This window comes from Streptomyces sp. NPDC001920, from assembly GCF_053594495.1.
Genome location: NZ_JBSFEP010000043.1, coordinates 1 through 8,583, shown reverse-complemented (window position 1 = coordinate 8,583; position 8,583 = coordinate 1). Strand labels below are relative to the sequence as shown.

6 protein-coding genes and 3 pseudogenes are annotated in these 8,583 nt (G+C 64.7%); 5 read left to right on the top strand and 4 right to left on the bottom strand.

Annotated features, from left to right (window positions below; translation table 11 throughout):
- Positions 1-370 precede the first annotated feature (370 nt).
- Positions 371-718, top strand: a pseudogene (locus tag ACWCPI_RS38755) (transposase); the annotation flags it as partial.
- A 17-nt stretch (positions 719-735) separates the two neighbouring features.
- Here ACWCPI_RS38755 and ACWCPI_RS38750 read toward each other — a convergent pair.
- Together ACWCPI_RS38750 and ACWCPI_RS38745 are read right to left on the bottom strand one after the other, a co-directional pair.
- Positions 736-1,893, bottom strand: coding sequence for an IS110 family transposase (locus ACWCPI_RS38750; RefSeq protein ID WP_451042647.1), 1,158 nt, complete (start codon positions 1,891-1,893; stop codon positions 736-738).
- Complete coding sequence (locus tag ACWCPI_RS38745) at positions 1,830-1,961, bottom strand: hypothetical protein (protein WP_451042648.1); 132 nt, start codon at positions 1,959-1,961, stop codon at positions 1,830-1,832. The genes ACWCPI_RS38750 and ACWCPI_RS38745 overlap by 64 nt, the downstream gene beginning before the upstream one ends.
- Positions 1,962-2,542: 581 nt before the next feature.
- Here ACWCPI_RS38745 and ACWCPI_RS38740 point away from each other — a divergent pair.
- Complete coding sequence (locus tag ACWCPI_RS38740) at positions 2,543-4,243, top strand: hypothetical protein (protein ID WP_451042644.1); 1,701 nt, start codon at positions 2,543-2,545, stop codon at positions 4,241-4,243.
- 133 nt (positions 4,244-4,376) lie between these two features.
- On the opposite strand, the pseudogene ACWCPI_RS38735 reads toward ACWCPI_RS38740, so the two are convergent.
- A pseudogene (locus ACWCPI_RS38735) lies at positions 4,377-4,499 on the bottom strand (IS110 family transposase); the annotation flags it as partial.
- Between the two features lie 228 nt (positions 4,500-4,727).
- Here ACWCPI_RS38735 and ACWCPI_RS38730 point away from each other — a divergent pair.
- Positions 4,728-5,210, top strand: a pseudogene (locus ACWCPI_RS38730) (IS5 family transposase); the annotation flags it as partial.
- 550 nt (positions 5,211-5,760) lie between these two features.
- Here the strand turns inward: ACWCPI_RS38730 and ACWCPI_RS38725 are convergent.
- Positions 5,761-6,642, bottom strand: a complete 882-nt coding sequence (locus ACWCPI_RS38725) for an AraC family transcriptional regulator (protein ID WP_451042646.1) — start codon at positions 6,640-6,642, stop codon at positions 5,761-5,763.
- A 212-nt stretch (positions 6,643-6,854) separates the two neighbouring features.
- Between ACWCPI_RS38725 and ACWCPI_RS38720 the strand changes: the two genes are divergently transcribed.
- Both ACWCPI_RS38720 and ACWCPI_RS38715 read left to right on the top strand, forming a co-directional pair.
- Positions 6,855-7,970 carry a serine hydrolase domain-containing protein gene (locus ACWCPI_RS38720; RefSeq protein WP_451042645.1) on the top strand — a complete coding sequence of 372 codons (1,116 nt, stop codon included), beginning with the start codon at positions 6,855-6,857 and terminating at the stop codon, positions 7,968-7,970.
- 158 nt (positions 7,971-8,128) lie between these two features.
- A complete protein-coding gene (locus ACWCPI_RS38715; protein ID WP_451042643.1) occupies positions 8,129-8,323 on the top strand; it encodes a hypothetical protein in 195 nt (64 codons plus the stop codon).
- Positions 8,324-8,583 lie beyond the last annotated feature (260 nt).

Sequence of the window (8,583 nt, the reverse complement as noted above, 5' to 3'; positions counted from 1 at the left end):
GCCGTGAAGGGAGGCTCCGGCCTGGCCGCTGCGGTATGAGTCAAGGCTGCTCCACCCGCACACCTGCACGCCGGCGAGGTTGCCGGAGACCCGGATCCGTGGGCCCTACATGCGACGTCGAGCGCTCCATCTCGGGGTTCCGGCAACGGCTCAAACACGCGTGTTCGATATCGGGGTCCACCTCGTTGACATCGATGTCGTCGTACAAGGCCCACAGATCAGGGATGGAGGACCGCAGTTGAGCACAGCAGGCTCACGCGAGTTCAACAGGACGGCAAAGCTTCTCCTCCGCTGCCAACGAGGCTCCAGTGCACGCGGCAGTACTCCGCTAAGATCGTGTCCTACGTGGTGAGGCGGACGTTGATCCGGTATGGGGCGGGGAACGTGGAGCTGGATCGTGCCGGACGGGTTGTGGGAGATCGCAAAGCCGCTGATCCCACCGCCGAAGGTGCGGCCTCAGGGCGGCGGAACCCAGGACACGCCTGATGAAACGCTGTTCGCGGCGATCATCTACGTCCTGGTCAGCGGCTGCGCTTGTCGCCAACTGCCGCCCTGCTTCGGCATATCGAAGTCAACCGCCCACCGCCGGTTCCTGATCCGGTCGAGAGCCGGCGTCTGGGGCCGCCTGCACGAGGCAGTACTGCACCGGCTCGACGATGCCGGCCTCATCGACGTCACCCGTGTCGTCCTCGACACCGCTCACGTCAGGGCTAAAAAGTGCCCCTATGGTTTTCGTCAAGCGGTAGCGATCTTGGGTGGTTCGTAGAAGGTGCCGTCCCGGAGCATGGCGAAAAGGACGTCGATGCGACGGCGGGCGAGACAGACGAGAGCCGCGACGTGGTGCTTTCCCTCGCGTCGTTTCTTGTCGTAGTAGGCGCGTGAGTCCGGCTGCGAGAGAGAGGCGAACGCGGCAAGGTAAAGGGCTCGCTTGAGCTGCTTGTTGCCACGCCGGGCCGGGTGCTCACCGCGGATGGAGGAGCCGGATCGGCGGGTGGCAGGTGCGAGTCCGGCGTAGGCGGCCAGGTGGCCTGCGGTGGCGAAGCCGCTGCCATCACCGACGTCGATGAGGATGCGGGCTGCGGTCCTGACCCCGATGCCAGGCATGGAGGTCAGGACCAGTGAAAGAGGGTGTGCCTCCAGCAGTTGTTCGATCCTGGCAGCGAGGAGTTTGCGCTGGTCGAGCACGGCGGTGAGTGAGGTGGCCAGGCTGGGGACGATCAACGCCGCAGCATCGGTGCCGGGCACGAGGACGGTCTGTTCGTCGAGTGCGTCGAAGATATCCTCGACGAGCCGCTCGGCCACGCGCGGTGCCTTCGGCCGCAACATCGATACCAGCCGTCGCCTGCCAGCCTTTCGTATCTGTGCTGGTGAACCATAGCGTTCGAGCAGGAACAGGACGGCTGGGTGATCCAGTCGGGGGCCCAGGACGCGCTCGAGCGAGGGATGGATCTGGGTTAGCAGTCCGCGCAGGCGGTTCTTTGTGCGGGTGACCTCGCCAGCCAGGTCGTCATCGAACCCGACGAGCATGTGCAGCTCGGCGACGGTCTCGTCGTCAGGGGCCAGGTCCCGAAGGGTGTGCGGCATGGTGCGGGCGGCATCGGCGATGATGGCCGCGTCGCGGGCGTCGGTCTTGGCCTCACCGGGGTATAGGTCGGCGATCCGTCGCATGGTCAGCCCTGGCAGATAGGCGACACGGCAGCCGGCGTCGCGGGCAACAGCCAGAGGCAGGGCCCCGATCGAGGCTGGCTGGTCCACCACGACCAGCACCGTTCCATACCTGTCCTGCAGTTTCTCGAACAGCTCCCGCAATCGCGGTTCACTGAGCTTCTTCAGCCGCCCCTCGTGCGAGTGGGGAGTCGCCGGGTGTTGACGATGTCGGCGAGCAGGACGGATGCCTCCGTGTCGGCCAGAACCTGCGCCCCCGACGTCACCTGATCGGTGGCCAAACTGAAAGGGCTCACTGTCCAGTACCACCTTTCAGCGGCGCTGAAATAGAGCGTTCGAGGGAAACGGTCGAATTGATGCGATTGGGTTGACTTACGTCGGCGCTTCGCCTCCCTAATGTGTGACTGTGATGTCACGCTCTCACCAAGACACCGTCGCGCAACGCCTGGTTAAGGCCATCGCCGAGGGGACCCCACTGGACCTGCTGCCGGACGTCGATGAGATCTCACTGGAACCGGCGGCGTCCTGGGGCGAGCATCAGATAATTGATGCCTCTGTCGTGAGAGAAATCATTCTAAGACGTGCTACCAATGGCCTTGACTTTGATCCCCGCGGCCTTCAGCTGCGAGGCGCATGGATCCAAGGAAAGCTAGACCTTGACGGTGTTGAGAGCCAGCTCGGCCTTCACTTGGCTGCCTGTCGGCTCGACGGCTCCTTCTCGCTGAGCGATGCCCGACTGCGGTGGGTCATCCTGGACAGCTGCGTCGTAGCCGGAGTCGAAGCCAACGGAGCCCGTCTAGGTGGTCGATTGGCGATCCGAGACAGCTTGATTCGGCGAGATGGCAGCTCTGGCGCGTTCGTCCTGACCCTGGCTCACGTGAACGGCCTGATCCTCAGTGGAACAACAATCCTGAACAGCGAGGGGCCAGCCCTAGTAGCCGATGGTGCCACAGTTCAGGGTGACGCTCACTTTGATGGAAAATTCCATGCAGAGGGGTCGAGCCGTCGCGGTACGGTGCGTTTGCCTGGCGCCACGATCAACGGTCAGATGAGCCTGACGCATGCCAAGATCCTCAATGATAGCGGCCCAGCCTTAATCGCTGACCGCCTCAAGGTTCAGCTAGGCGCCGACTTTGGCGGATTCAGGGCGAATGGGGCGGGAAGCCGAGGTGCTGTGCGCCTGGCAGGGGCCAAACTCAATGGTCAGCTGAGCCTGAGAGGCGCGATTGTCCTGAACGACAACGGACCAGCCCTGGAGGCCATGGGTGTCGGGGTTCGGGGAGGCGCGTTCTTTGACCAGGAATTCATGGCGTCTGGGTCAGACAAAGATGGCGCGGTGAACCTTGCCGGCGCGGCGATCGATGGTCTCCTGAGCCTGACTGGTGCCAAGATTGAGAACAGCAAGGGCCCGGCTCTGGTTGCTGACCGTATCGCGGTTCAGGAAGGCGCCTTCCTTGATCAGGGGTTCGAAGCCCAGGGAGCAAGCAGCCTGGGCTCAGTGCGCTTGGCTGGTGCCACAATCAGTGGACAGCTGAATGCACAGGCAGCCACGTTTTCGAACGAAGACGGTCCAGCATTGGTGGCCGACAATGTCAAGGTTCAAGGAGGCGCCTACTTCGACGATAGCCTCTTTGAGGCCAGTGCGCCGCTGAGTCTGGGAGCGGACGCGGTGGATCCGGGATCAGGGGGCGGCCATCTGGGCGCGGTACGCTTGTTTGGCGCCGCAATCGACGGCCAATTGAGCCTCAAGAGTGTCATGATTCTGAACGATAGTGGCCCAGCCCTGGTAGCCGACGATGTCGTGGTTGCGGGAAGCACATTCCTAGACGAGGAATTCAGTGCGACAGGCGCCGGTGAAGTCGGAGTAGTAAGTCTGTCGCATGCCAGCATCAACGGTCGACTTTCCTGCGAGGGAACGATCGTCAACTCAGACGGGCCGCTAATCTTGGACCTTACCTTCGCAAATGTTGGCGTTATCCGGCTGGACCCTACCCTGGCATCAAAGAACCGTGACGACGGATCTGCCGGGCCCGAGGGCCAAGTGAGGTTCGATGGCTTGACCTACTCTGGCCTTCCAGAGCCCGATGACGTGGACACGTGGCTGCGCTGGCTACGCGGGCGTCACTACAGTCCTCAGCCATACGAGCAACTAGCTACCGCGTACCGGCGCGCCGGACTTGATCGCAGGGTTCGCACCATTTTGCTGGCTAAACAGCGTGAGCGTCGCAAGGGACTGCGGCTTCTCGCGAAGACGTGGGGTGTCATCCAAGACATCACCGTTGGATATGGTTACGTGCCAATCCGTGCTGCCGCATGGATCATTGGCTTGTGGGTGCTGGGTTGGTGGTACTTCAGTACTCACGAGCCCTCGCCTTTTCGCCGAGGGAATCCGGAACCCACCTACGATGCGCTCGCCTACACTCTGGATCTTCTTTTGCCTGTTGTGAACCTTGGGCAGAGAGGAATCTGGAACTCTACCGGAACAGCACAGGTGGTGGCCTATTTGCTGATGGCTTCTGGGTGGGTTCTCACCACAACAGTCATCGCGGGCATCACGAATGTACTCAAGCGCCAGTGAGCCCTTTCAGAACGGCCACCGATCAGGTGACGTCGAGGGCACTGGTTCTGGCCGACACGGAAGCATCCGTCCTGCTCGCCGACATCGTCAACACCCAGCGACTCCCCACTCGCACGAGGGGCGGCTGAAGAAGCTCACTGTTGGGCAGCGGTTTGTCGAGCACTTTCTTGCCCGCCGGAGTCAGGGCGGTGCCGTGATGCTCGCCCTTGCCGACGTCCAGACCGAGGTAGACATCGATCTTGTCCTCGCCGCCCACGCACCCCTCCCCAGCAGATTCCTTCCCGGCCTCATCTACGGCACCAGCGTGCCGGCATCCACGTTACGAAGGCCTGCTTCGCCCCGACGAGCTCGGCGAGCGGTCATGCCCCTGATCAGCGGTCTGCCGATGCCTCCGGAGCCGGTGACACCACTTTTTCGACCATGATCGACAAGGGGCGGAAGTCATGCCGGACCCGGAGACCGGGAACCCCATTGCGGGGCCACGAAAACGGTAACGGGGGGCGAACACACAGGTCCGAGTCCCGTGGACCGGGGCAAGCCGGGTTCCAAGATGCACATCCTGTCGGACGCGAAAGGACTGCCCCTCCTCGTCGGCGTCTCCGCTGGCAACACCCACGACAGCGAAGGGCTGAAGCCAATGATCGAGGGGCACCAAACGAAACACGACCCCCATCGAGGTCGGTACTTCAAGCCCCAGCGTCTACACGCGGACGAAGCCTACGACCGCCCGGACCTGTGGAAATGGTTACGTGGCAAGCGCATTGGAGTCCGGATCGCCCGCAAAGGCATTGAGTCCAGCGAACGGCTGGGCCGCCGCAGGTGGGTGATCGAAAGGACGATGTCGTGGCTGTCCGGCTACCGCAGACTCAGCCCCCGCTACGAGCGGAACCCTCGCAACTACCTGGCCTTTCTCGGTCTGGCCGCAGCTATCTGTTGCTACAAACGACTCGTCCGCCTCACCACGTAGGACACGGTCTTACTCCTTTCCAACGAGAGATGAAGTGGACCGCGATGTGTCCGCGGCCGGGTAATCAGCGAATGAGGATGAGTCCGCAGCTGTAGGCACGGGCGCGGCCGATGCCCTCGTTGATGAGGCTGCCAAGCATCCGGATACCGAGGGTGTCGGGGTCCGTGGTTGCTCCGATCCGGGCGAGGCCGTTGGGGTCGGAGGCTGGCTCTCCCAGGGGTTGGAGGCGCCGGGTGAACCAGTCCTTTGCGTGCTGGGCAGCGTCACCGCCACAAAACCTGAGCCAGAGCCGCTTGAAGTGAACGAAGCCATCCCGTGGCTCGCAACTGTTTCGTCGGCAAGCTGGTCGAGCGCCGCGTAGAGAGATGAGGTCTCGCCGATCAGGCGGGCCGCTGCGCTCTCAGGGTCATAGAGGACTGCGGCGTAGCGGCCGTCGCATAACTCGGGGCACAGCTTCCCGGAGTCAGCCTCAGCCAAGCACCGCAATAATATCGTCAAGGTCCATGAGCGTCACGTGTGCCAGCCCCCGGCTCGGCGTCCCAGTGGGCTTTCACGCTCCGGCGCTCCCACCGTCCCGCTCGACCGGGATCCACAGCTGGGAGTCGGTCTCGGCGCCGATCTCCACCGGCCGCGTCCGCAGGAGCTCTGGACCTGTCCGGCTCGTGTACGGGTTTGAGGGGAACCATTGCGTGAACACGTCTCGCCACAGTTCCTGGAGGGCGCTCGGGTAGGGTCCGTGGTTGTCGAAGACCGCCCAGGTCCCGGCTGGCACCTCGAGGGCGTCGAGCTCCTCGGCGGCCGCCTTGGGACCGGTCACCACGCCGATCCAGTAGTCCGCCCGTGCGCCCTCCTCCCGGCTGTCGGTCAGGTACACCACCGCCGACAAGATCCCATCCGGCTCCTGGCCGGCCAGCTCCTTCATCCGTACGATCGTCGGCTTGTCCAGGCTCTCCAGGTGCGCCGCGGCTGCCACGTTGATCCCCTCCGGCACGAGCGGAAGCCGGGCCTTCTTGCCGATGACCCGAAACGACTCCTTCTCCACGATCCGGTAGCGCATGGTCGTGCTCCCTTCGACGACCACACGGAAGGACATACGCGGCTGCGCGGTGAGCACCCCACCCGTGCGCCGGGCCTCGCCCGGTCCAATGCCGTGCACCGATCGGAATGCCCGGGCGAACGCCTCGCCCGAGCTGTATCCGTACCGGACCGCAATGTCGAGCAGCGTCAGGTCCCCGGCCAGCACCTCGGCCCCGGCGAGGGTCATTCGTCGGCGCCGCACGTATACCGGGAGCGGCATCCCCGCGAGCGCGGAGAACAGCCGCCGGAAGTGGTACTCCGACACGGCGGCGATCCGGGCCACCTCGGTCATGTCGACCTCCCGGTCGAGGCAGGCCTCGAGGTGATCCAGCGCCTGATTCAGCCGCTCCAGCACGCCTATCCGTCCCTTCTTCTTGCTTGTCCACCGCCGCATGCAGCTGGGCGTCGAACTGGCATCGGCCCACCGCGGGGCGAAGGCAGGAGCGGTCCCGCGCAGCAGTCAGGCCGCCTTGCTGGAGTAGAGAAGATGTGTTCGCGCCCCGCCCCACAAAACCGGTGCGGGAATTGTCGGGCAGGAAGCCTTGACCTGGCATGAGGCTCACGCTCATGACTGATGTTAAGGGGTTTTACGAGCCGCGGTTCGAGGCAGTACGGACGGCCCTGGCAGCCTTGCTCGGCAAGGACGACGTGGGTGCCTCGGCGGCCGTCTACGTGGACGGCGAGCCGGTGGTCGACATCTGGGGCGGGTATGCCGATGCGGACCGCTCCGTCGGCTGGGAGCGCGACACCATCACCGGCGTGAACTCCACGACCAAGAACATGACCGCCCTGTGCGCGCTGATCCTGGTCGACCGGGGCGAGCTCGATCTGTCCGCGCCAGTCACCGCCTACTGGCCCGAGTTCGCCGTAGCCGGTAAGGAGAAGGTGCTGGTGGGGCACGTGCTGTCGCACACCGCGGGGCTGCCGGACCTGTCCGGGCCGACGACGGTCGATGAGCTCTACGACTGGGACAGCGTGACGGCGGGGCTGGCCGCTCAGGCGCCGAAATGGGAACCGGGAACGGCCGCCGGCTATCACGCCCTCACCTTCGGCTTCCTTGTGGGTGAAATCGTCCGCCGCATCACCGGCCGCAGTATCGGCGAGTTCTTCGCCGAAGAGGTGGCCAAACCGCTGGGTGCGGACTTTCACATCGGGCTCCCCACCGAACATGACCATCGCGTCGCGCCACTCGTCCCGCCGCCGTCCTTGACCGACGAGTACGCCGCCGGCGCACCGCTCGGTAGGGATGGCACACGCCGGGAGGACACCGGACTGGCGATCCGGGTCAAGGACGCCAACTCCCCGGCTTGGCGCCGCGCGCAGATCCCGGCGGTGAACGGCTTCGGCAACGCCCGCTCCGTCGCCCTCGTCCAGTCGGTACTGGCGAACCAGGGTTCGGCTGGCGGCGTGCGGATGCTGTCCCCAAAGGGTTGCGAGCCCGCCTGGCAGGAGGTGTTCCGCGGCGGGGACCGCGTGCTGGGCACCCCGATGTGCTGGACAGTGGGCTTCGGCAAGTTCGGCAACACCTTCGGCTGGGGCGGCTGGGGCGGCTCGCTGGTCGTGAGCGACCCCGACTCACGCATGACGGTGGCCTACGTCATGAACCAGATGATTGACCGGGACCGCCAAGAGGACAACCGCGGCATGGAGATCATCATGGCCGCATACAGCGGACTGCGCTGACGGGCGACGGGGCGGCCTGACCCGCACAGGCTGCTCCCTCCCCCGCTCAGTCGGAGCTTTTGAGGAACGGCACAGCTACCCCGCCTCGTGATCGGAGCCGAGCTCGGTGAAGTCGATATCCAGGTGCGGCTCGTACGCCTCCGGGGGAAATCGAGCTCGTGAGTGGAGTACTCGCCGAACCGCATGATCTTCTCGATCAGGTGGGACCAGACCTCGCACAAGTCCTCGGGGTCGGTTTTCCAGCCCTCGGCCTGCAGCTCGCGGACCGCCACCCAGACCCGTTCGGCGTCACCGTCGTGCCGATGGAAGAGGACGCCTACCGGGTTCGCCTGACCGAAGCGTTCGAACGCTGAGCCCGTGGCAGGCAACTTCGACGACGACGCGCCCCGCCGCATCCGGGACGCGGACGACTACGAACCCACGAGGTACGCCTTCTCGCCCGTCATGAGCGGGGCGTCGGCAGGACCCGTGATGTAGGGGCCGCGCCAGAGCACCCGGTGCTCCTGATCGACATCGGTTGGATCGGCCCGTCCCCGGCGATCAACGGCTACACCAAGGCGGCCGGCAAGAACCTGCGCATCATCTCCGGTTCGGCCTCCGGTGGTGTGAAGCT